We start from the raw sequence: 21,224 nt of genomic DNA, 5'->3' as shown, positions 1-21,224 counted from the left end.
CAGGTCAGAGCGATTGTCAGTGGGGGTCTCTACGGTGGGACACATGACTGAGCAGGGGGTTCGCTGGACGGTGGAACAGGTGCTGGCCCTGGCTCCTGACGAAGCGTCGCGCAAGGCGGGAGGCAAGCTGGGTGGGGCGGGTCCGTGGTCGCAGACCGGAGGTTCCGCTTCCGGTGCGGTGTGGGGGTTGTGCAAGGGCAGCGGCAGGACGCCGTACCGGACGGTCGTGGACCTGAGGGGCCCGGCGTACAAGTGCTCCTGCCCGAGCCGGAAGTTCCCGTGCAAGCACGCGCTGGGGCTGCTGTTGCTCTGGGCGGTGGAAGGGGTGGGCGATCCGGCGCGGGCGCCGGAGTGGGCCGGCGAGTGGCTGGCCGAGCGGGCGGCGAAGGCGGCCCGGCCGGCGGTCGCGAAGCCGGTGGACGAGGAGGCGGCGAGGAAGCGCGCCGAGCGACGGGCGGCCCGCATCGCGGCGGGGGTCGGCGAGCTGGAACAGCGGCTGGCGGATCTGCTGCGGGGCGGACTGGCCGGCCAGGAGCAGGCGGGGTACGCGCCGTGGGAGGAGACGGCGGCCCGCATGGTCGACGCGCAGGCACCGGGACTGGCCTCCCGGGTAAGGGAGTTGGGGACAATACCCGGTTGCGGCCCCGGCTGGCCCGCCCGGATGCTTGAGGAGTTCGCGCTGCTGCACCTGCTCGACCGGGCCTGGCTGGGGGTTTCGGGACTGCCGGAGCAGTTGGCCGCGACGGTACGGACCCGGGTGGGACTCCCGCCTTCGGCGGAGGGCGAAGCCGTACGGGACCGCTGGCTCGTACTGGCCCAGTACGACTCGGTGTCCCCGGACGGCCGGCTCACCACCCGCCGGGTGTGGCTGCGCGGGCTGGTGAGCGGGCGGCCGGCCCTGGTGCTGGACTTCGGACCGCCCGGGCGGCTTCCGGGGCCGGCGCTGCCGGTCGGACTGGTCCTGGAGGCGGAAGCCCGCTTCCGGCCCGGTTCGGCGGGGCTGCGGGCGGATCTCGGAGACCGGGGCGCGGCCGCGGTGCCGGACGGTCGGGCACCGGTCGGGGTGAGTCCGCAGGCGGCTCTGGAGGCGTACGGGGCCGCCCTGCGGGAGGACCCCTGGCTGGAGTCGTGGCCAGTGGTGCTGGGGCCGGTGGTGCCGATACCCGGTGAGCAGGGTTGGCGGTTGGCGGACCCGGAGGGGACGGCGGCGCTTCCGGTACCGCTCGCGGGGCCGGGGAGCAGATCCCGATCGGGGTTGTGGCAGCTCGCCGCGCTCTCGGGCGGGGGTCCGGTGACGGTGTTCGGGGAGGTCGGCCACCGGGGGTTCAAGCCCCTGACGGTCTGGCATCCGGACTCCGCGGAACCGGTGGCCCTGGTCTGACGGGGCCGGCGGACTGCGGGCTGCGGGCTGCGGGCTGCGGGCTGCGAGGAGGCAAGGGGCGATCGACGCGGGGGAGCGTCGGCGCCGGGGAGGGACCGGCGGCGCGGGGGCGCCGTCGTGCGGGATCGAGAAAGCCGGGGGGCTTTGATGAACGACAACCACGCCAGCTGACAAGCGTTTTGAGGCGACATTTCACCATACTGCTCCGGTCCCGTGGAGGGGGCGGGACCGGAGCACCGCACGGCACACCACGAGGGAGGGGTCCGATGAAGACGGCTGGGGCGGCGCACGCCGCACACCCGGCGCCGGCGGGAGACACGGCGGAGGGGACGGCGTACGCCGACTGGGACGAACTGGTGGCCACGGCGCTGCTCGGCACCGAGCGGCGCCGGGGCGGCTCGCCGGAGGCGTTGCTGGACGAGGCGGCCGTACAGACCCTGCGGCGCCGGGCCGGTCTGCGGCCGGCGCCCGTACGGGCCGGGGAGCGCCCGGAGTCGGCGCCGCGCGATCCGCGTCCGGAGCCGCCGGAAGCGGCCCGGCGGCGCCTCGCGCAACTCTTGGCGGGCCGTGCGCGGGCGGGTGGGTCGGGCGGGCGGCGGGCGGCCGCTCCGGACCTGACGGAGCTGCTCCCGCAGTGGCTGGCCGCGGCCGTCCGGCACGGGTACCGCGCTCCGGCGGCGCTGGTCCCGGCACTGCTGGACGCGGCGAAGGCCCGCACCGATCTGCGACCGCTCGCGCTGACCTTGGCCGGGAGCCGGGGGCTGTGGCTGGCCCGGCTGAACCCGGACTGGCGGTTCGCGCTGCGCGGTGGGACCGGCGGCAGCCTGGAGCTGCCCGACCCGCAGGACCGCGAAGGGGTGGAACGACTGTGGGAGGAGGGCTTGTTCGCCGAGCGGGTGGCTCTCCTGGGCGCCGTCCGGGCCCACGATCCGGCCGCCGCGACCCGGCTGCTCGAAACGACCTGGAGCACCGAACGGGCCGAGGACCGGCTGATGTTCCTGGACTCGTTGAGAGTGGGGCTGTCGGACGCGGACGAGCCGTTCCTGGAGACGGCCCTGGGCGACCGCAGCCGCAACGTCCGGGCGACGGCCGCCGAACTGCTGTCGGCCCTGACCGGTTCGGCGTTGGCGGGGCGGATGGCGGAGCGGGCGTTGGCCTGTGTCGGTCCGGAGGGGATCGTCCCCCCGGCGGAGTGCGACGCGGGGATGCTGCGGGACGGCGTGGTGAAACGGCCCCCCGCGGGGCGCGGTGAGCGGGCCTGGTGGCTGGGGCAGCTGGTGGAGGCGGCTCCGCTGTCCTGTTGGCGGGAGCGGTTCGGGGGGCTCGACCCGGCCGGGATCGTGGCCCGGCCCGTCGGTGACGGCTGGGCGAAGGAACTGCATGCCGCGTGGTGCCGGGCCGCGGTGCGACAGCGTGACGCGCGGTGGTCGAAGGCACTGCTCGGCTCGGCCTCCGCCCCGCCGGCGGCCGGACCGGGCACCGCGTCCCTCGCGGAACGGGCCAAGCTGCTGTCCGTACTGCCGGACGGGGAGCGGGCGCGGTGGGTGGCGGAGTTCGTACGGGCGCACGGGCTGTCGGAGGCGTTCCAACTGCTCGGGGTGTGCGTCGTGCCGTGGGCGGGGGTGCTGGGCCGGGCGGTGGTGGACGCGTTGGCCGCGGCCCGGGAGGCGGGCGGCTACCCGTGGAGCTTCAGCGGGGTGATGGGCCTGGCGGAACGCTGCCTCGACCCGGCGGACGCGGGGCGGCTGGAAGCCCTGACCAGAGCCCCGGCGGACCACGCGGCCCCCTCGACCCCATCGAACCCCGTCGAGCCGGCAGCGGGCGCGGGGGCGTACTGGGAGGAAGCCTTCCAGCGCCTGGCCTCCACCCTCCACCTCCGCGCCGCCATGCTCGCGGAGCTCATACCGCCCGCCTGAGCGGCCGACCACCGGGCCGAGGCCCCCTGCCGACCACCGGGCCGGGGCCCCCTGCCGGCCACGGGGGCGGTCGGGGGCGTCCGGGGCTCCGGGATCAGGGCTCCAGGGCCAGGGAGCATGGCTCCGGGGCGCGGGGGCGCGGGGGCTCCGGGGCGCGGGGGCGCGGGGGCGCCGGGGCGCGGGGGCGCGGGGGCGCGGGGGCGCCGGGGATCAGGGCGCCAGGGCCAGGGGTCGGGGCTCCGGGGTCAGGGGCGGCGGATGTTCGCGTTGACCCAGTCCACGATGGCCGTGGTCGTGGCACCCGGGGTGAAGATCTCCGCCACGCCCTTCTCCTTGAGCGGGGCGATGTCGTCCTCCGGGATGATGCCCCCGCCGAAGACCTTGATGTCCTCCGCGTCCCGGTCCCTCAACAGTTCCAGCACGCGCACGAACAGCGTGTTGTGGGCGCCCGACAGGATCGAGAGGCCGATCGCGTCCGCGTCCTCCTGGATCGCGGTGTCCACGATCTGCTCGGGGGTCTGGTGCAGTCCCGTGTAGATGACTTCCATGCCCGCGTCCCGCAGCGCACGGGCGATCACCTTGGCCCCGCGGTCGTGGCCGTCGAGACCCGGCTTGGCCACCACCACACGGATCGGACCGGTCACACCCATCGCACTGCCTCCCGAGTGAACGAACGTTAAGTACAGCATCGCGCACCAGCCCGTTTCGCGGTCAAGCAGGAGGGGGAAATCACACGTGGGAGCGTGGAGCCACCGCCAATGGTTCACCGCCCCCGCCAGTGATTCACGGGGGAGCGACACCGAGTCGTCCCGCCACCGTGCCGCCAGCCGCACGGCACGGAGGCGGGGCACGTCGGCAATACGGCCGCATTCCCAAGAGGCCCGGAGGCCGCCATGGGGCTGTCGATCACGCCGATTTCCACACCCTTACCGCTCTCCGTCTCGCAGTCGGCGGCGGCCCTTCGGGCGGCCGTCCTCGAGGCGGTGGTACTGACCGGGCACCTGTTCCTGTACCCCACCGGGGTGCTCGCGGAACGGCTCGCCGTCGATCCGGCCGCCGGGGCGACGGGGCAGCGCCCGCCGGTGCTGCTGCTGCACGGCTTCACCGACAACCGTTCCGTCTTCGTCCTCCTGCGCCGCGCACTCGCGGCGGACGGCATGCGGCGGGTGGAGACGTACAACTACTCGCCCTTCACCCGCGACCTCCGCGCCACCGCCGGGCACCTGGCCCGCCGCGTCGAGGAGCTGTGCGAGCGCAGCGGACAGGAGCGAATCGACCTCGTCGGGCACAGCCTCGGCGGCCTGGTCGCCCGGTACTACCTCCAGCGGCTCGGCGGTGACGCCCGGGTGCGCACCCTCGTCACGCTCGGCACCCCGCACTCCGGCACCAGCGTGGCGCCCTTCATGGACGCCCACCCGCTGGTCCGCCAGATGCGGCCGGGCTCCGAGGTGATGCGGGAATTGGACGCACCGGCACCGGGCTGCCGCACCCGCTGCGTGGCCTTCTGGAGCGAATTCGACGCGCTGATGACGCCGCCGGGGACGGCCCGCCTCGACCACCCCGACCTGATCGCCGAGAACGTGCTGGTCACCGGCATCGGCCACCTCGCGCTCCCCGTCCATCCCACGGTTATCGGCGCCATCCGACGCACCCTGGACGGACCTCTCGCGCGGCCGTCGCAGTCCCCCGCCCAGGAAACCGAAGTGCGCCGCCTCGCCCTCTGAGGTAGTGGCAACCCCGGACGACCAAGAGTCGAACGAATATCGAACTCAAGGCCAAGGCTCGGTGTGTACGGGACCGAAAGACAGCCGAATGCCCGGTTCCCCAGAGGTCGAAACCCTCCGAAGATTGTCGTCTCCAGTAACCGCCGGGTACAGTCGCGCCACTGCTCTCCTCCGGGGAACCTCCGATTCCCCGGCCACCCAGGCCCCCACTGCCGAGGCGAAAGAGAAGTTGGTGAACGACCGCCCCACGTCGGGCCAGTACCCCGAAAACGGGTACGACGGCCTCTCCACCACCACTTTCGCTGGTGACCAGGCCTACGTTTCCTATGAAACGCAGGGCCAGGGTTACAACTACGCCGACTCCGCCGGGTACGACACCTACGGCGGGTACCAGTCGACCGGCACTTACGACGCCACCGCCTGGGCCGGACAGGAGAGTTACCTCTCCTCGGTCCCCCACCAGGCCGTGTCCGAGGACACCACGGGCCAGTGGGACGCGAGCGCCTGGACCGACGCCAACTCCGCCGCGTACCAGCAGACTTCCTTCGGCTACGACGCGACGGGCGCCGAACAGCCCGCCGACCGGACCGCGCAGTGGAACACCTTCCCCGCGTACGGACAGCAGGACACCGGCACGTACGACGCCACCGCCTGGAACACGGGCCACTCGGACGGCGGTTACGACACCACCTCGCACCAGGACTCGGCGCACACCGGTTACGAGAGCTACGCGTACGAGCCGACCAGCGTCGTCCCGATGGTCGTGCCGCATGACGCCCCCTCGGGCGCCCCCGACCTCCACGCCGCCGACCTCCACGCCGCCGAGACCGCCGTCTTCGAGACCATTTCGGACGACGACATTCCGGAACCCCCGGCCACGGTGCACGCCATGGCCACCCAGACGATGCCGGTCGTGCCCGCGGAGCCGCGCGCCTCACGCCGCGCCGGCAGCACCAAGCCCGGCAACACGGCCAACTCGAAGACTTCCACCTCCAAGACCTCCGACTCCAAGGGGTCCAACTCCAAGACCTCCGGCGGCAAGACGGCCGGCGGCAGCAGCCGGCGCCGCACCCCTGCGAAGCGTTCCGCCCTCCTGACCGTCGCCGTGCCCTCGGCTTGCGTCATGGGCGTCGCCGGAGTCGCGGCCGCCTCGGTCGGCGGGCTCGGCGGCACCGACAAGCCGGCCAACGACACCACGACGATGGCCGCCGCCGACCCGGCCTCGGTGAAACCCGTCGCGGCGAACAACAAGTTGGACACCCAGCTCACCGCCCTGAGCGCGGACGCCGGTGACTTCGCGGACCGCGCGAGCCGCACCCAGGAACGCCTCGACCTGAAGCAGCGCCAGGAAGACGAGAAGAAGAAGCGCGCCGAGGAGGCGGCGGCCAAGGAGGCCGCCCGCCCCAAATTCGCGCTCCCTGTCGCGCAGCACGGTCTCAGCGCCGGTTTCGGGCAGGCCGGCGGCATGTGGATGTCCGTGCACACCGGCATCGACTTCCCGGTCTCCTACGGCACCCCGGTCATGTCCGCCACCGACGGCACCGTCCGCACACAGTGGAACAGCGCCTACGGGAACATGGCCATAGTGACCTCCCCCGACGGCACCGAGACCTGGTACTGCCACCTCAGCAGCACCAAGATCCGCTCCGGCAAGGTCAAGGCCGGTGACGTCATCGCCTACTCCGGCAACTCCGGCAACTCCACCGGCCCGCACCTGCACTTCGAGGTACGCCCCGGAGCCGGCTCCCCGATCGACCCCCAGGCGTGGCTGCGCAACCACGGCCTCGACCCGACGTAGGCCCGTCCGTCCCGGCCTCCCGCGCCCTCCCGTTCCCCACCCGGCCCGCCGTCGGCATGCGCTGTTGACCCTCGACTTGGTGGAGGGCCCAGAGTGACGGGTGTGGAGAGCGAGATGCGCAGTATCGGCGAGATGGCCCGGGACAGTGGACTGGGCGTGAGCGCCCTGCGGTTCTACGACAGGGCCGGCGTACTGGTCCCGGCCTGGGTGGATCCGGCGAGCGGATACCGCTGGTACGGCCCGCGGCAGCTGGAGGAGGCCGGATTGCTGGCCCTGCTGCGCCGGACCGGTATGCCGTTGGCGGACATCCGTCTGGTGCTGGCCGGATGGTCCGGCAGGGACACCGGGTTGGTCCGGCAGTTGCTCCAAGCGCATCTGCGCCGTCTCGAACTGGGGCTGTCCGATGCCCGCGGCGCGTTCTCCACGATCCGAGCGCTACTTGAGGACAGGGAGAATCCCATGGCAGTACCGCGCACGACGGCCGTCCGACTGACCGTCTCCGCACCGGACCTGGCCGCCGCGCTCGACGCGGTCCGTTTCGCCGCGGGCGCCGACCCGGAGCTGCCGATGCTCGGCGGCGTCCTGTTCGACATCGAGGGCGACGAGCTCCGTGTCGTGGCCACCGACCGGTACCGGATGGCTGTCGCGCGAGCCGCCACCGTCGGACACGGCGGGCCCAGGGCGCAGGTCACGGTGCCGTCCCCGCTCGTCGACGCGATGCGGGCACTGCTCGGTGACGACGCGCCCGCCCGGCTCACGGTGGACGGCGACCGCGCGCTCCTGGAGACGGAGGGCCGTGAGGCGGCCGGGCAGTGCCTCGGTCACGACTTCCCCGACTACCGTCGCCTGGTTCGACTGCCGGCGGGGCGCCGCGCCCTCGTCGATGTCGCGGCCCTCCGGGAGGCGGTGGTGAGCGGACCGGTCCGGTCGGACGCCGTGCGGGAGCAGGACGGCGTGCCGTGTGACCTGAGTGTGCTCAAGGTGTCCGCCGACGGTGCCGTGACCGTCTGCGAGGACGGCGAGGACGGTCACGACGACTGCGACCACGTCGCCGTCAACCGCGATTTCCTCCTGGACGCCCTCGCCGCCGGAGCCCGGGACCGGTTGGTTCTGGAGTTCGGCGCCCCGACGGCGCCCGTGGCGATCCGCCGGACCGACAGCGAGGACACCTTCTCGCTCCTGATGCCCGTCCGACTGGAGAACTGACCCCTCGGGGGGGCTCGGGCGGCCGCGGTCCCCGGGTCCGGGGTCCGGGGTCCGGGGTCCGGGACTACAGCTTCTGCACCGGCGCGTAGCGCAGGAGCAGCCGCTTCGGCTTGTCGTCCCCGAAGTCGATGGTGGCCTGCGCGTCCGCGCCCGCCCCCCGGACCTCCATGACGGTGCCCAGACCGAACTGGTCGTGGGTGACCCGGTCGCCGACGGTCAGCGCGATGACCGGCTTGTCGGCGGCCCGGCGCGTCGCGAAGCCCGACGGGCCCGACCTCGTGCGCGACGAGGACAAGAACGCCTCGGGCGAGGTCCCGAACGCGGCCTTGCCGCCGCCCGAACCGCGCATGGGACCGGCCGGCTTCTGGGACGCGCCCGTCCGCTTCCACTGCAGGTACTCCGCCGGGATCTCCTCCAGGAAGCGTGACGGCGGGTTGTACGAGGGGGTGCCCCACGCGCTGCGCATCGAGGAGCGGGTCAGGTAGAGCCGCTCGCGCGCTCGGGTGATGCCGACGTACGCGAGGCGCCGCTCCTCCTCCAGTTCCTTGGTCTGCCCGAGCGCGCGCATGTGCGGGAAGACCCCGTCCTCCATGCCGGTCAGGAAGACGACCGGGAACTCCAGGCCCTTCGCCGTGTGCAGGGTCATCAGCGTGATGACCCCGCTGCCTTCGGTGTCCTCGTCCGGGATCTGGTCGGAGTCGGCGACGAGCGCGACCTGCTCCAGGAACTCGGCCAGGGTGCCGGGGCTCTCCTCGTCCCGGGCCTGCTCGAATTCGAGTGCCACTGCCGCGAGTTCCTGGAGGTTCTCGATCCGCGTCTCGTCCTGCGGGTCGGTGGAGGCCTGGAGTTCGGCGAGGTAGCCCGTGCGCTCCAGGACCGCTTCCAGCACCACCGCGGGGCCCGCGCCGGATTCGACGATCGTGCGCAGTTCCTCCATCAGCGCGTTGAACCGCTTGACGGCGTTGGTGGAGCGGGCGGCCATGCCGAAGGCCTCGTCGACCCGGCGCAACGCCTGTGGGAAGGTGATCTTCTCGCGCATCGCGAGGGCGTCGATCATCGCTTCCGCCCGCTCGCCGATACCGCGCTTGGGGACGTTGAGGATGCGCCGCAGGGGGACGTTGTCCTCGGGGTTCGCCAGTACGCGCAGGTACGCGAGGACGTCGCGGACCTCCTTGCGCTCGTAGAAGCGGACGCCGCCGACCACCTTGTAGGGGAGGCCGACGCGGATGAAGATCTCCTCGAACACGCGGGACTGCGCGTTGGTCCGGTAGAAGATCGCGACATCACCCGCCTTGGCGTCGCCGGCGTCCGTCAACCGGTCGATCTCGTCGGCGACGAACTGGGCCTCGTCGTGCTCGGTGTCCGCGACGTACCCGGTGATCACCGCGCCGGTGCCGGCCTCGGTCCACAGGTTCTTGGCGCGGCGGTTCTCGTTGCGCTCGATGACCGCGTTGGCCGCGGAGAGGATCGTCTGGGTGGAGCGGTAGTTCTGCTCCAGCAGGATCGTCGTCGCGTCGGGGTAGTCCTCCTCGAACTGGAGGATGTTGCGGATCGTCGCGCCGCGGAAGGCGTAGATCGACTGGTCGGCGTCGCCCACGACACACAGCTCGGCGGGCGCCAGGTCCGGGTAGCCGGTGCCGACCAGTTCGCGCACCAGCGTGTACTGGGCGTGGTTGGTGTCCTGGTACTCGTCCACCAGCACGTGGCGGAAGCGGCGCCGGTAGTGCTCGGCGACGTCCGGGAACGCCTGGAGCAGGTGCACGGTGGTCATGATGATGTCGTCGAAGTCGAGCGCGTTGGCCTCGCGCAGCCGTCCCTGGTACATGGCGTACGCCTGCGCGAGCGTCTTCTCGAAACCTCCCCCGGACTCCGTCTGGGAGGTGCCCCCAGTGGCCTGGGCGGCGAAGGCCTCCTCGTCGATGAGCTCGTTCTTCAGGTTCGAGATCTTCGCGTTGAACGCCTTCGGCGGGAACTTCTTCGGGTCGAGGTCCAGGTCCCGGCAGACGAGCGCCATCAGGCGCTTGGAGTCGGCCGCGTCGTAGATCGAGAACGAGGAGGTGAATCCGAGCCGTTTCGACTCGCGGCGCAGGATGCGGACGCACGCGCTGTGGAAGGTGGAGACCCACATGGCGTTGGCGCGCGGGCCGACGAGGCCTTCGACGCGCTCCTTCATCTCGCCGGCGGCCTTGTTGGTGAAGGTGATCGCCAGGATCTGGCCGGGGTGGACGCCGCGGGCGGCCAGCAGGTGGCCGATGCGGTGGGTCAGCACCCGGGTCTTGCCGGAGCCGGCGCCGGCCACGATGAGCAGCGGCGAGCCCGCGTGCACCACGGCGGCGCGCTGCTCCGTGTTCAGCCCGTCCAGGAGCGCCGCCGGGTCGATGACGGGCTTGGGCGCCCCGTTGCGGTAGTAGGCGTCCCCGCTCATGGGTGCGTCGAACCGGCCGCCGAAGAGGTCGTCCGCGCCCGGCTCGGGGGCGGGGTGGTCCTCGGGCGGCGGGGGAACCTCGTCGGAGGGGGAGAGGTCCGCCAGGAAGCTGTCGTCAAAGAGGCTGCTCATCGCTTTCCGAGTCTAGGGGGCGGGACCGACAGCCGGTCCCGGCCCGGGAAATATCACAGACCCCGCCCATGGCCGACGGGCGGCGCCTCAGCGCAGTACGAGCGCCAGCAACCCCGGGAAGCGCCGTTCGAGGTCGTCGCGGCGCAGCGTGAGGTACTGGCGCCGGCCCTCGGGGCGCTGGCAGATCACGCCGCTCTCGCGCAGCGTCCGCAGGTGGTGGGTGACGGAGGAGCGGGGCAGGTCCGGGACGACCTCGCCGCAGAACGCCTCCTCGCCGGAGGCGAGCTTGCGGACGATCTCCAGTCGGGCGGGGTGCCCGAGTGCCGCGAGGACCTCGGCCAGGTCGAGGGCGTCGGTGTCGCCGCGGGAGGCGTCGGCGTCGCAGGAGGGGTCGGCGTCGGGGTGGGCGGGTTCGGCTGCGGCCATGGCCCCACTGTACGCAAATCCGGTACGGACATTGACCGACCGTACGAAGATCCCGTACGGTCGCCGACACAGCGGTCGTACGAAATGTTCGTACGGAGCCGTTCCGACCGGAGGACTCCCCCATGCCCACCCCCGCACCCCTGGACGACGCCGCCCTCGCCGCCTCCCTCGACGGCGGGTTCACCAGCCACCACGCCGACGTCAACGGCACCCGGCTGCACTACGTCGACGGCGGCGCGGGCCGGCCCCTCGTGCTCCTCGGCGGCTGGCCGCAGACCTGGTGGCAGTGGCACAAGGTGATGCCCGCCCTCGCCCGCACCCACCGCGTCATCGCGGTGGACCTGCGCGGGATGGGCGGCTCCGCCAAGCCCGAGGGCGGCTACGACAAGAAGACGCTCGCCGCCGACGTCCACGCCCTGCTCGCCCACCTCGGGATCGGGCGCGCCCACCTCGTGGGCCACGACATCGGCGCGATGGTCGCGTACGCCCACGCCGCCAACCACCCCGGCGCGACCGACCGGATCGCCCTGCTCGACGTCTCCCACCCCGACCCCGGCTGGTACGAGGGCACGCTCCTCCCCCGGCCCGGCCGGTTCCACAAGTGGTGGTTCGCCTTCAACCAGGTCGAGGACCTGCCCGAACAGCTCCTCGCCGGCCGCTACCACCACCTGCTCGACTGGCTCTTCGCCCGCGCCACCGCGGACCCCGCCGCCGTCGACGCCCACTCCCGGGCGGTCTACGCCCGCGCGTACGACTCCCCCGAGGCGATCCGGGCGTCCAACGACTGGTACCGCGCCTTCCCCCAGGACATCGAGGACCTCGCCGGCTACCCGCCCGTGACCGCCCCGCTGCTCGCCCTCGGCGGCGAGTTCAGCAACTACGACCTGCTGACGGAGGCGGTGCCGCCGCTGGGCACCGACACCCGGGTGGTCCGCGTCGACAAGAGCGGCCACTACCTCCCCGAGGAGCGGCCGGAGGTCGTCGTCGAGGAGCTGCTCCGCTTCCTCGGCTGACGCCCGACCTGGCCACGGGCCGCCGCCGGCCGCCCCGTACGCTCGACGCCATGGACGTACTGATCAGCGTTTTCCTCGGCCTGCACATCATCGGCATAGCCTCGCTCCTCGGCGGCTTCCTCACCCAGATGAAGGCGATGGGCGCCGGCACCGCCCGCTTCGTGCCGGCGATGCTGCACGGCGCGCTGACGATGCTGGTCACCGGTGTGCTGCTGGTGGGATTCCGCGAGATGGACGGCGGCACCGTCGACAACATCAAGATCGGTGTGAAGCTCGCGGTCCTCTTCGTCGTCCTGGCGCTCGTCTACGTCAAGCGGGACGAGGAGCGGGTGGACAAGGCGCTGTTCGGCGCGGTCGGCGGTCTGACCATGGCCAATATCTTTATCGCCGTCCTCTGGCACTGATCGTTCAGCACCACTGATCGTTCAACAACGGTCAGTTGGGGGCATCTCGTCATCTCCCCGTTACCTCCAGGCTTAGCGTCCTCCCCCAAGACCGACGGAAGGACGTGAGGCCCCCGTGGCCAGTCATCGAAAGCCCAGGCAGCGCCCGTTCTCGGGCGGCCCCGCACGCGCCGCCGCCACCACCCTCGCCCTCGCGGGCGCTGCCACCGCCACCGCCTTCGAAGGCACCTCCCAGGCCGAACCCCGCCAGACGCCCGCGCAGGTCAAGGCCGAGGTGGACCGGCTCTACCAGGACGCCGAAGCGGCCACCGAGCGGTACAACGGGGCGAAGGAGAAGGCCGACGAGGCCGAGCGCGCGCTGTCCGGCCTGCGCGACGAGGCCGCCCGCAGGGCCGACCGGCTGGGCGCGGCCCGCAGCACGCTCGGCGCGCTCGCGGCGAGCCAGTACCGCAGCGGTGGGCTGGGTCCCGCCGTCCAACTGGCGATGTCGGGCAACCCGCAGGAGTACCTGGAACGGGCCGCGTTCCTCACCCGGACCGGGGACCGCACGGCCTCTCAGGTGGCCGCCGTGCGCCGGGGGCTCGACGAGGCCGACCGGCTGCGGGACCGGGCGTCGGGGACGCTCACGGAGCTGCGGGCGCGGCAGGACGAACTCGCCGCCGCCAAGGCAGCCGTCGAGGGCAAGCTGAGCGCCGCCAAGCGCCTGCTGGACAAGCTCACCGCCGAGGAACGGGCCGCCTACGAGGCGCAGTCACCGGCCGGGACCGGCACACGGGGCCCGGTGCCGGCCCCGGCCGGGGACGGGAGCCGCGCCGCCCGCGCGGTGGCGTTCGCGTACGGGGCGATCGGCAAGCCGTACGTGTGGGGCGCCACCGGGCCGGGCTCCTTCGACTGCTCCGGCCTGGCCCAGGCCGCCTGGGGCGCGGCCGGCGTCTCGCTGCCCCGCACCACCTACACCCAGATCAACGCCGGACAGCGGGTCTCCCGCGACGGGCTGGCCCCGGGCGACCTGGTGTTCTTCTACTCCGGCATCACGCACGTCGGCCTCTACATCGGCGACGGCAAGATGATCCACGCCCCCCACCCCGGGGCGACGGTCCGCATCGCGCCGATCGACTCGATGCCCTGGGCCGGCGCCGCCCGCCCCGCCTGAGGCGCTACGGCGCCTTGACCGTCTTGCTCAACCAGTCGAAGGTCTGCGGGATCTGCTTGGACCACGAGTCGAGGTTGTGCCCGCCGGTCACCCGCTCCGCGTGCACCACGGTCGGGCTCTTCGCGATCGCCTTGAGGTCCATGCCGGACAGGTAGCCGTCCTGTTCGGCCCCCGACAGCCACAGGGAGACCGGCGGCGGCGCGGGCGCGGCCGTCAGCACGTTCTTCAGGTTGTGGGTGCGGCGCAGCTCCGGGTCCTTCGCGACCAGCGACGAGGGTTCCTGGCCGGGGTCGTTGTAGCCGGACAGGGAGACGGCCGCGCTGTACCGGTCGGGGTGGTTGATCGCCAGCTTGGCGGCGCAGTACGCGCCGGCCGAGTACCCGGCCACTCCCCAGGTGCGGGCCTCCGGCGTGACCCGGAAGTTGTCGGTGACCATCTTGCGGACGTCCACGCTGAACCAGCTGTCGGCGTTGACCTTGCCGGGGATGTTCGCGCAGCCGGTGTCGGCGTTGCCGAGCAGCATGGCGCGCGGCGAGACCAGGACGAACGGCTTTACCTTGCCGCTCTTCATCAGCGGTTCCAGCACCTCGTGCGCCTTCAGGCCCTGGAACCAGGACTTGCCCGTCCCGGGTATGCCCGGGATCAGCTCGACCACGGGGAACTTCTTGTCCTTGAAGGCGGGGTCGTCGTACTGCGGCGGCAGCCACACCATGACGTCGCCCTTGACCCCGGAGACCTTGCCGTCGAGCTCGGTCTTCCTGACCCGGCCGCCGAGTCCCTCGACCGGCTGGAAGTCCTGGCGCACCTTCGGCTCGGCTTCGACCTTCTTGCCGCCGAGTCCGTCCGCCCCGAGGTCGGGGGCGGCGGTGACATAACTTCCGGTGCCGAGCAGATCGCCCCACGAGGCGTAGAAGGTCTCCTGCCGGTTCACCGCGACGAACACCAACGCGACCGCCGTGACCTGGGCGAAGGCCACCATCAGGGCGCGCGTGGCGACGCGTACGACGAGCGGGCCGCGCGCCCTGCCCCACAGGAGCAGCGGCAGCAGTACGGCGAGGACGGTCAGGGCGATCGCCGTGGCGAACAGGGGGGTGCCGGTCAAGCTCATCACGTGTGCCAAGAGGCACGGCGGACGCACCGGGGTTCCCGTCCCCCGGTGCGTCGTTGATCACAGCCGGTGCGGCGGGGAGCCCGTCACACCAGGCGGCGGGCCGTCGCCCAGCGGGTCAGCTCGTGCCGGTTGGAGAGCTGGAGCTTGCGCAGGACGGCGGAGACGTGCGACTCGACCGTCTTGACGGAGATGAACAGCTGCTTGGCGATCTCCTTGTAGGCGTAGCCGCGCGCGATCAGCCGCAGCACCTCGCGCTCGCGCTGGGTGAGCCGGTCCAGGTCCTCGTCAACCGGCGGCGCGTCCGTCGAGGCGAACGCGTCGAGCACGAATCCCGCCAGCCGGGGGGAGAACACCGCGTCGCCGTCCTGCACCCGGAACACGGAGTCGACGAGGTCGCCGCCGGTGATGGTCTTGGTGACGTAACCGCGGGCGCCACCCCGGATGACGCCGATGACGTCCTCGGCGGCGTCCGACACCGACAGGGCGAGGAAGCGGACCGGGTTCTCGGCCGCCGCCATCAGCGGGGCGCAGCGCCGCAGCACCTCCACCCCGCCGCCGCCGGGCAGGTGCACGTCGAGGAGGACCACCTCGGGGCGGGTCGCGGTGATGACGGTGACGGCCTGGTCCACGTCGGCCGCCTCGCCGACGACCTCCACCCCGGTCCGGGCGGTGTCGCCGATCTCGGCCTGTACGCCGGTGCGGAACATCCGGTGGTCGTCGACGAGCACCACCCGGACGTTCCTGCTCTGCCGCGCCCCACTGTCCTCGGTCATGCCGCCCTCTCCATCTCCAGCTCGACTTCCGTGCCGCCGTCGGGCGCGGACCGCAGCCGCGCGGTCCCGCCGTTGCGCCGCATCCGGCCGATGATCGATTCTCGTACGCCCATGCGGTCGTCCGGTACCGCGTCGATGTCGAAGCCCGGTCCGCGGTCGCGGACGGACACGAACACCGTGCGGCCCTCGACTTCCGCGTAGACCTGTACGGGCCCGCCGTCGCCACCGTACTTGGCGGCGTTGACCATCGCCTCGCGCGCGGCCTGGATCTGGGCGGCCAGCTTCTCGTCGAGGGGGCAGTCGCCGACGACGACGACCTCGATGGGCACGCCGTGGTGGTCCTCCACGTCGGCGGCGGTCTTCTTCACGGCCTCCGCGAGGGTGGTGGGTTCCTCGGCCTCGTCCTTGCCGGTCCCCTCGGGCTTGTACAGCCAGTTCCGCAGCTCGCGTTCCTGGGCGCGCGCGAGGCGGCGCACCTCCCCCACGTCCTCTGCGTTGCGCTGGATCAGGGTCAGGGTGTGCAGCACCGAGTCGTGGACGTGCGCGGCGACTTCGGCCCGTTCCTGGGCCCGGATGCGCATCAGGCGCTCCTCGGAGAGGTCCTGGGTCAGCCGGATCAGCCAGGGGCCGGCGAGCAGGGCGACGCCGACGAGGACGGCGAGCGTGGCCGTGAGGACGTTGCCCAGCTGGGCGGCGGAGCCCCGTACGACGATGAAGACGGTCAGGCCGACCCCGACCAGCACGACCCCGGCGAGCGCCCGGCCGACTTGGAGCAGACGCCTTTGGCGTCCGGCGGCGGCGCTCCAGTGGGCGCGCCGGGCGTTGTCGGCCTGCCGCCACACCAGGACGACGCCGGCGCCGACCAGCAGGGTGGGCCAGACGTAGCGGCCGTTGGAGCCGCCGACCCGGAGCTGGGAGAAGTAGATGGCGGCGCCGACGCACAGCGCGATCAGGGCGGTGATCTGCCCCTTGTCCGGTTTGCGCAGCCGCCGGGTGCCGTCCGCCAGGGTCTCGAAGTAGGAGCGGTGGCCGGTGCGGCCGCCCACGCCGAGCGGTACGAACACCCAGAACGCGGCGTACAGCAGCACGCCGAGACCGTCGCCCCACATGAACATGGCGAGGAACACGAGCCGGACCCAGATCACGGGCAGCCCGAGGTGCCCGGCGAGTCCGCGTGCGACGCCGCCGAGCATCCGGCCGTCGGCGCTGCGGTAGAGCTTGCGGTGCGGGGCGTCCTCGGGGTCCTTCGGCGCGTTGGGGAGGCGGGGGACGGCGGCTACGGGCATGTCACCGATGGTCACACGCCCGGCGGCCCGGGGTCATCAGGGCGTTCCCCCAGTTCGATGCGGGGGATATCAGGGTTGTCCCAGGGTCGGGCCGGATGTCACGGGCCCGGACGGCCCGTCACCATGGACGCATGACCGAAGTGCACGACTCCCCGCCGGCAGCTTCCGGGGCCCCCGCCCCGGAGGGCCGCCCGGCGCTGCGCCGCAGCAAGCGCGACAAGGTCCTCGCGGGCGTGTGCGGCGGTCTCGGCCGGTATTTCGACCTGGACCCGGTGGTCTTCCGCATCGTCCTCGGCGTCCTCGCGGTCACCGGGGGCGTCGGCCTGATCTTCTACGGGTTCGCCTGGCTGTTGCTCCCGGCGGAGGGCGAGGAGGACTCCGAGGCGAAGAAGCTGCTCACGGGCCGGGTGGAGGGGGCGACCCTGGCGGCGCTGTTCGCGGCGCTGGTGGGCTGCGCGCTGTTCCTGTCGATGCTGGACAACGGCGGCCTGGGCGTCTTCTCCATCCTGGTCGTCCTGGCGCTCGGCGGGGCCGCGTACTGGTCCCGGCGGCACCGCGCCTCTGCCCCGCCGGAGCCGGCTTCGCCCGAGGCTCCGCGCAGCGCCGCGCACCGGCCGGTGCCGCCGCCGGAGACGCAGGCGCCGCCCGTGCCCGGCAGCCCTTCGTGGTGGCGGGACCCGCTGGTCAAGGACGGCACCACCGGCCCCGTCGGGTCGACGGGCTATCTGTGGGGGCCGGACGACGGCGCCGGCCCGAGCGGCCCGACCCCGGTGGCCCCGGCGCCCGCCGCCAAGGCGGCGCCCTCGGGCGGGATCGGCGGCAGGGTGTTCGTCCTGGCCCTGCTGGTGGGCGGCAGCGCCTGTGCGTCGGTGTGGCGGGGAAGCACCCTCTCGCACGCCCTCCAGGTCGGTCTGGCCGCCGCGCTGGTGGTCTTCGGGCTGGGCCTCGCCGTCAGCTCCGTCAAGGGCCGCACCGGCTTCGGCACGATCCTGCTGTCCCTGCTCACGGCCGGGCTGCTGGCGGGGGCGGCGGTACTGCCCCGTGACGTCGGCACGGACTGGCACGACGTGCTGTGGCGGCCGGCGGCGGTTACCGACGTACGGCCGCGGTACTCCTCGGGGACGGGGCTCGCCACCTTGGACCTGAGCCGGCTGGACGTCACGAAGGGCAGCACCCTGACCGTCCGGGCGTCGATCGAGGCGGGCCGGCTCAAGGTGGTCGTGCCCCGCGAGGTCACCGCGCGGACCGACGTCTCGATCCGGGTGGGGGACATCCGGATGCCGGGCGAGACGAGCCGGGACGTGCGGATCGAGAGCGGTGGCGAAACGCGGCGGGTGACCCTGCCGCCGGCCGCCGGCACCGAGGCCGGCGGGACGATCGAGCTGCACCTGGACGCGGGTGTGGGACAGGTGGAGGTGGCCCGTGCGGCGTCATGAGTTCCTGCCGGGACGGCTGATCGCCGGCCTGGTCCTGCTGGCGGGCGGTGTCCTCTACCTGCTCGACGCGACCGGTGAGACGGACGCGCCGTGGTACGCCGTGGTCCCGCTGACGATCGGCGGTTTCGCCCTCGCGGCGCTGGCGGGGCTGGTGACCTACGCCGTACGCCGGGACCGGCGCGAGCGCAGCAGCCCGTCCAGCGACAGGTAGGGCGCCCCGGCGAGGATCAGCGGGAGCCAGGCCATCAGGTAGGCCAGGTCGTTGCCGTAGTAGTACGGGGAGACGGCCCAGGAGACCGTGAGCCACAGGCTGAGCGAGATCAGCGCGCCGCCGGTGGCCGCGATCCGGGTCAGCAGCCCGGCGAGGACGCCGAGACCGACGAGCAGTTCACCGACCGCGAGGGCCACGGCGAAGCCGACGGGGGCCTTGAGGGCCAGGTCGACCAGGGCGGGAACCGCCGAGGTGTCCCGTACGCCGTGCATCAGCTCGCCGATGGAACCGGGGCCGGAGGCGGACAGGAACGCGGAGTCGGTCAGCTTGTCCAGACCCGCGTAGACGAAGGTGACGCCGAGGAAGATCCTCAGCGGGAGGAGCGCGTACCGGGCGGTGCGATCCCGCAGGCCGGCACCGGCCTCGGGAGGGACGTCGGCCGCAGAGACATCAGTTCGGTTCACTCCCCCTGTGTACCCGCTTCATTCGGCCACGTCGACGGCGCAGCGGTTGGATTCCACCCCCGCGGCGGTGACGACCTGGATCTCGACCCGGCCCGGTTCCACTTCCGCGGGCACGGGCACCGTCAGCGCGGTGTCCGACGGGTTGGTGAAGCCGCCCGCCACCGGCACCAGCGGCACGTGGACGTGCACGGCCCCGATCCGCACCACCAGACGGGCCAGCATCTCCGGCGTCTGCGCCCCGGGCGGCACGAACCCGACGCCCCGGATCTCGATGTCGTCGCCGGGGCGGACGGCGGCGTCCAGGTCCCCGGGCTCCCGTCTGCGCACCACCGACAGCACCAGCGGCCGGCTGCCCTCCGCGTATTTCGCCGCGAGGTACACCGCCGCCGACAGCGCGACCAGCAGGGTCAGCGCCCACGGCAGTCGCGGCAGCCGGTCGGGGAAGCGGGCCAGCGACACCGCCGCGAAGGCCAGCACCACCGTGGAGACCAGCACGTACTGGGCGTCGGGGAAACTGCCCCGCCCGGCGTCGTCGGTGAGCAGGTCCGCCCCACTGGGGTGGTCCGCGGGCAGCTTCTGCAGCCTCTGGCCCATGATCCGTACGGAGACCACCCGGCGCACCAGCACCGCGACGCCCGAGGTCAGGGCGAGCACCGCCAGCAGCGGAAGCGCCCGCCCCAGCGCCAGCCCCGCGTACAGGGCCTGGCGTTCCGGTCCGGGCGATGAGGCGGCCAGGCGCAGCGCCGGCAGCAGCGCGGCGAAGGCGGTCAGTACCAGCCAGGCGACGGGCACCGCCTTGGATGTGGACAGCCGGTTGTCCTCGCCGACCAGTGGGGCCAGCAGCCCGCCGCGCAGCGACTGCGCCCGGGCGGCGACGGTCAGCAGCCCGGCCAGCATCAGCGCGGCCAGCAGTCCGGCGGTGCGGGTGGTGGACCAGCCGGTGCCGAGGGCGGTGCCGATCTGGACCACCAGCAGCACCCCGGCGGCGATCCACAGGGTGAGGACGGCCCGTCGGGAGAGCAGGTACAGCCATGAGTGGCCGGCCTCGCGGCCCCGGTCGGCGACGGTGCGCGCGGACAGGGTCAGCTCGTCGGAGACCCACTGCCGCGACGCGCCGGCGGAGCGGGCCACCGCGGCGGGCAGGCCCTGCCCGGCGGCGAACTCCTCCCGCTTCTCCAGGAACGCGGCCACCGCGCGGCGGTGGCCCTCCCGTGCGCCGTGCGGGCAGTCGTCGCAGGTGCAGGTGCCGCCGTGGGTACTTCGGGGGATCTCTTGGACAGCCACGTGCGTGCCCGCCTCTCTGAAACTCCGGTGCGATGCCAGCGAATTGTGCACCACTGCGGCACTGCTCCGGATTGCGCACGATGTCAGAGCAGGTGATTAACCGTTCATGATGTTGACGTCACCCGTCCGGCCGCCCTCCCCGCCCTGTGACCGGGGTCCCCGCGCCACCGTCTGCCACAGCGGCTGGTAGCTCACCCAGGCGGCCAGGTCCGTCCCGAACCGCTCCCGCGTCGCAACCGCGGCGCGGTGATCCACGGGCACCGGTTTCCCGGCCGCCCGGGCGATCAGTTGGACCCGCGCCGCCCGCTCGGCGGCGATGAACCACCAGGCCGCCGCGTCCACCGAGCCGCCGACCGTCAACAGCCCGTCGTTGCGCAGGACCAGCGCCTTGTACGGGCCGAGCGCGCGGGCGATCCGCCGGGGGTCCTGCGGCTCCGCGTACTCGTCGAGGAGGGCGTGATCCCGGTAGAACACGCAGGCCTCGCGGGAGACCGGGGCCAGCAGCTCGCCGAGCGCGGCCAGCGCCCTGCCGTAGGGGGCCTGCACGCGCACCACCGCCACCGCCTCGGGGCGCGCCCGGTGTACCGCGGCGTGCACGGCGAAGGCCAGCTGGTTGACCCGCCGGGACCCCTGGAGCACCCGTCCGTCCCCGTCGACCAGCAGCAGGTCGGCGGCGGTCAGGGAGGCGAAGGCCCGGCCGAAGGGGTTCACCCAGTAGCCGTCCTCGAACTCGGGGTCGCGGGCGGTGAGGTGCCCGCCGACCCCGTCCTCGTAGCCGAGCCGCGCGAACAGCCGCAGCGTCCCGGCGAGCCGTTCCCGGCGGTGGGCGCGCTCCTGCGCCGGGTCCGCGTGCACGGGCGGCAGCTCGAAGCACAGCCGCTCGGCGGGCACGGGTTCGGGCCCCGACGCGAGGGCGGACACCGGGTCGGGCGCGGGTTCGGGCACGGGTCGTTCGGCCATGGCCCTCCTTCGGTCGCGGCGCGGGGTACCGGCTCCGGTCGCGGCGCAAGGTACCGGCGGGCTCCCCAAGAGGCCATACACGCGACGAAGCCGCCGCTCCCGGTGGGGGCGGCGGCTTCGT

General features: G+C 73.0%; 19 protein-coding genes. 10 read left to right on the top strand and 9 right to left on the bottom strand.

The annotated features are described in order from the left end of the window. Positions 1 to 43 precede the first annotated feature (43 nt). A complete protein-coding gene (locus tag E6R62_RS11760) occupies positions 44 to 1,381 on the top strand; it encodes an SWIM zinc finger family protein (RefSeq protein WP_136213289.1) in 1,338 nt (445 codons plus the stop codon). Between the two features lie 266 nt (positions 1,382 to 1,647). Beyond that, entirely contained in the window at positions 1,648 to 3,297 is a 1,650-nt protein-coding gene (locus tag E6R62_RS11755) for a DUF5691 domain-containing protein (protein WP_240801618.1), read from the top strand. A 245-nt stretch (positions 3,298 to 3,542) separates the two neighbouring features. On the opposite strand, the gene E6R62_RS11745 is transcribed toward E6R62_RS11755, so the two are convergent. Next, positions 3,543 to 3,947: a cobalamin B12-binding domain-containing protein gene (locus E6R62_RS11745; protein WP_136213288.1), complete on the bottom strand. Its 405-nt coding sequence runs from the start codon at positions 3,945 to 3,947 to the stop codon at positions 3,543 to 3,545. Positions 3,948 to 4,190: 243 nt separating this feature from the next. Here E6R62_RS11745 and E6R62_RS11740 point away from each other — a divergent pair, with 243 nt between their 5' ends. The 3 genes from E6R62_RS11740 (at position 4,191) to E6R62_RS11730 (ending at position 8,025) form a co-directional block, all read left to right on the top strand. Next, positions 4,191 to 5,021, top strand: a complete 831-nt coding sequence (locus tag E6R62_RS11740; protein WP_136213287.1) for a triacylglycerol lipase — start codon at positions 4,191 to 4,193, stop codon at positions 5,019 to 5,021. A gap of 88 nt (positions 5,022 to 5,109) precedes the next feature. Next, the gene (locus tag E6R62_RS11735) at positions 5,110 to 6,819 is read left to right on the top strand and encodes a M23 family metallopeptidase (protein WP_136213286.1); all 1,710 of its coding nucleotides are present in this window, start codon (positions 5,110 to 5,112) and stop codon (positions 6,817 to 6,819) included. A 114-nt stretch (positions 6,820 to 6,933) separates the two neighbouring features. Then, positions 6,934 to 8,025, top strand: coding sequence for a MerR family transcriptional regulator (locus E6R62_RS11730; RefSeq protein ID WP_168714025.1), 1,092 nt, complete (start codon positions 6,934 to 6,936; stop codon positions 8,023 to 8,025). A gap of 64 nt (positions 8,026 to 8,089) precedes the next feature. Here E6R62_RS11730 and pcrA read toward each other — a convergent pair whose 3' ends face one another. Together pcrA and E6R62_RS11720 are read right to left on the bottom strand one after the other, a co-directional pair. Further along, positions 8,090 to 10,582 (bottom strand): DNA helicase PcrA, encoded by a 2,493-nt coding sequence (gene pcrA, locus E6R62_RS11725; RefSeq protein WP_136213285.1) that lies wholly within the window; start codon positions 10,580 to 10,582, stop codon positions 8,090 to 8,092. A gap of 87 nt (positions 10,583 to 10,669) precedes the next feature. After that, the gene (locus E6R62_RS11720; protein ID WP_136213284.1) at positions 10,670 to 11,008 is read right to left on the bottom strand and encodes a helix-turn-helix transcriptional regulator; all 339 of its coding nucleotides are present in this window, start codon (positions 11,006 to 11,008) and stop codon (positions 10,670 to 10,672) included. Between the two features lie 122 nt (positions 11,009 to 11,130). On the opposite strand from E6R62_RS11720, the gene E6R62_RS11715 reads away from it, so the two are divergent. From E6R62_RS11715 to E6R62_RS11705, 3 genes are all read left to right on the top strand, one after another. Then, entirely contained in the window at positions 11,131 to 12,021 is an 891-nt protein-coding gene (locus E6R62_RS11715; protein WP_136213283.1) for an alpha/beta fold hydrolase, read from the top strand. Between the two features lie 50 nt (positions 12,022 to 12,071). After that, positions 12,072 to 12,425, top strand: coding sequence for a hypothetical protein (locus tag E6R62_RS11710; protein WP_136213282.1), 354 nt, complete (start codon positions 12,072 to 12,074; stop codon positions 12,423 to 12,425). A gap of 115 nt (positions 12,426 to 12,540) precedes the next feature. Then, positions 12,541 to 13,578 (top strand): C40 family peptidase, encoded by a 1,038-nt coding sequence (locus E6R62_RS11705; protein ID WP_136213281.1) that lies wholly within the window; start codon positions 12,541 to 12,543, stop codon positions 13,576 to 13,578. Positions 13,579 to 13,582: 4 nt separating this feature from the next. On the opposite strand, the gene E6R62_RS11700 is transcribed toward E6R62_RS11705, so the two are convergent. The 3 genes from E6R62_RS11700 to E6R62_RS11690 form a co-directional block, all read right to left on the bottom strand. Continuing rightward, positions 13,583 to 14,686 (bottom strand): esterase family protein, encoded by a 1,104-nt coding sequence (locus tag E6R62_RS11700; RefSeq protein WP_240801617.1) that lies wholly within the window; start codon positions 14,684 to 14,686, stop codon positions 13,583 to 13,585. 86 nt (positions 14,687 to 14,772) lie between these two features. Next, on the bottom strand, positions 14,773 to 15,462 hold the full coding sequence (locus E6R62_RS11695; RefSeq protein WP_136213279.1) for a response regulator transcription factor: 690 nt from the start codon (positions 15,460 to 15,462) through the stop codon (positions 14,773 to 14,775). Next, positions 15,459 to 16,748: an ATP-binding protein gene (locus E6R62_RS11690; protein ID WP_136213278.1), complete on the bottom strand. Its 1,290-nt coding sequence runs from the start codon at positions 16,746 to 16,748 to the stop codon at positions 15,459 to 15,461. The genes E6R62_RS11695 and E6R62_RS11690 overlap by 4 nt, the downstream gene beginning before the upstream one ends. Before the next feature lie 131 nt (positions 16,749 to 16,879). On the opposite strand from E6R62_RS11690, the gene E6R62_RS11685 reads away from it, so the two are divergent. Both E6R62_RS11685 and E6R62_RS11680 read left to right on the top strand, forming a co-directional pair. Continuing rightward, positions 16,880 to 18,184 (top strand): PspC domain-containing protein, encoded by a 1,305-nt coding sequence (locus E6R62_RS11685; protein WP_240801616.1) that lies wholly within the window; start codon positions 16,880 to 16,882, stop codon positions 18,182 to 18,184. After that, the gene (locus E6R62_RS11680) at positions 18,171 to 18,395 is read left to right on the top strand and encodes a hypothetical protein (protein ID WP_168714024.1); all 225 of its coding nucleotides are present in this window, start codon (positions 18,171 to 18,173) and stop codon (positions 18,393 to 18,395) included. Before E6R62_RS11685 ends, E6R62_RS11680 begins: the two co-directional genes overlap by 14 nt. Here E6R62_RS11680 and E6R62_RS11675 read toward each other — a convergent pair. The 3 genes from E6R62_RS11675 to E6R62_RS11665 form a co-directional block, all read right to left on the bottom strand. Next, entirely contained in the window at positions 18,341 to 18,805 is a 465-nt protein-coding gene (locus E6R62_RS11675; protein WP_136213313.1) for a DoxX family protein, read from the bottom strand. The two genes, E6R62_RS11680 and E6R62_RS11675, sit on opposite strands and share 55 nt — an antisense overlap. 72 nt (positions 18,806 to 18,877) lie before the next feature. Further along, on the bottom strand, positions 18,878 to 20,143 hold the full coding sequence (locus tag E6R62_RS11670) for a hypothetical protein (protein WP_136213275.1): 1,266 nt from the start codon (positions 20,141 to 20,143) through the stop codon (positions 18,878 to 18,880). A 96-nt stretch (positions 20,144 to 20,239) separates the two neighbouring features. Further along, entirely contained in the window at positions 20,240 to 21,103 is an 864-nt protein-coding gene (locus E6R62_RS11665) for a class II aldolase/adducin family protein (RefSeq protein ID WP_136213274.1), read from the bottom strand. Positions 21,104 to 21,224 lie beyond the last annotated feature (121 nt).

The sequence above is a fragment of the Streptomyces sp. A1136 genome, from assembly GCF_004795055.1.
Taxonomy (GTDB): Bacteria; Actinomycetota; Actinomycetes; order Streptomycetales; family Streptomycetaceae; genus Streptomyces.
This window is presented reverse-complemented; position numbering and strand designations above follow the sequence as displayed.

Excerpts from the sequence above, each read along its gene's own strand:
- E6R62_RS11760 (WP_136213289.1), top strand. The coding sequence starts at position 44 with ATGACTGAGCAGGGGGTTCGCTGGACGGTGGAACAGGTGCTGGCCCTG.
- E6R62_RS11755 (WP_240801618.1), top strand. The coding sequence starts at position 1,648 with ATGAAGACGGCTGGGGCGGCGCACGCCGCACACCCGGCGCCGGCGGGA.
- E6R62_RS11745 (WP_136213288.1), bottom strand. The coding sequence starts at position 3,947 with ATGGGTGTGACCGGTCCGATCCGTGTGGTGGTGGCCAAGCCGGGTCTC.
- E6R62_RS11740 (WP_136213287.1), top strand. The coding sequence starts at position 4,191 with ATGGGGCTGTCGATCACGCCGATTTCCACACCCTTACCGCTCTCCGTC.
- E6R62_RS11735 (WP_136213286.1), top strand. The coding sequence starts at position 5,110 with ATGCCCGGTTCCCCAGAGGTCGAAACCCTCCGAAGATTGTCGTCTCCA.
- E6R62_RS11730 (WP_168714025.1), top strand. The coding sequence starts at position 6,934 with ATGCGCAGTATCGGCGAGATGGCCCGGGACAGTGGACTGGGCGTGAGC.
- pcrA (WP_136213285.1), bottom strand. The coding sequence starts at position 10,582 with ATGAGCAGCCTCTTTGACGACAGCTTCCTGGCGGACCTCTCCCCCTCC.
- E6R62_RS11720 (WP_136213284.1), bottom strand. The coding sequence starts at position 11,008 with ATGGCCGCAGCCGAACCCGCCCACCCCGACGCCGACCCCTCCTGCGAC.
- E6R62_RS11715 (WP_136213283.1), top strand. The coding sequence starts at position 11,131 with ATGCCCACCCCCGCACCCCTGGACGACGCCGCCCTCGCCGCCTCCCTC.
- E6R62_RS11710 (WP_136213282.1), top strand. The coding sequence starts at position 12,072 with ATGGACGTACTGATCAGCGTTTTCCTCGGCCTGCACATCATCGGCATA.
- E6R62_RS11700 (WP_240801617.1), bottom strand. The coding sequence starts at position 14,686 with ATGAGCTTGACCGGCACCCCCCTGTTCGCCACGGCGATCGCCCTGACC.
- E6R62_RS11695 (WP_136213279.1), bottom strand. The coding sequence starts at position 15,462 with ATGACCGAGGACAGTGGGGCGCGGCAGAGCAGGAACGTCCGGGTGGTG.
- E6R62_RS11690 (WP_136213278.1), bottom strand. The coding sequence starts at position 16,748 with ATGCCCGTAGCCGCCGTCCCCCGCCTCCCCAACGCGCCGAAGGACCCC.
- E6R62_RS11685 (WP_240801616.1), top strand. The coding sequence starts at position 16,880 with ATGACCGAAGTGCACGACTCCCCGCCGGCAGCTTCCGGGGCCCCCGCC.
- E6R62_RS11665 (WP_136213274.1), bottom strand. The coding sequence starts at position 21,103 with ATGGCCGAACGACCCGTGCCCGAACCCGCGCCCGACCCGGTGTCCGCC.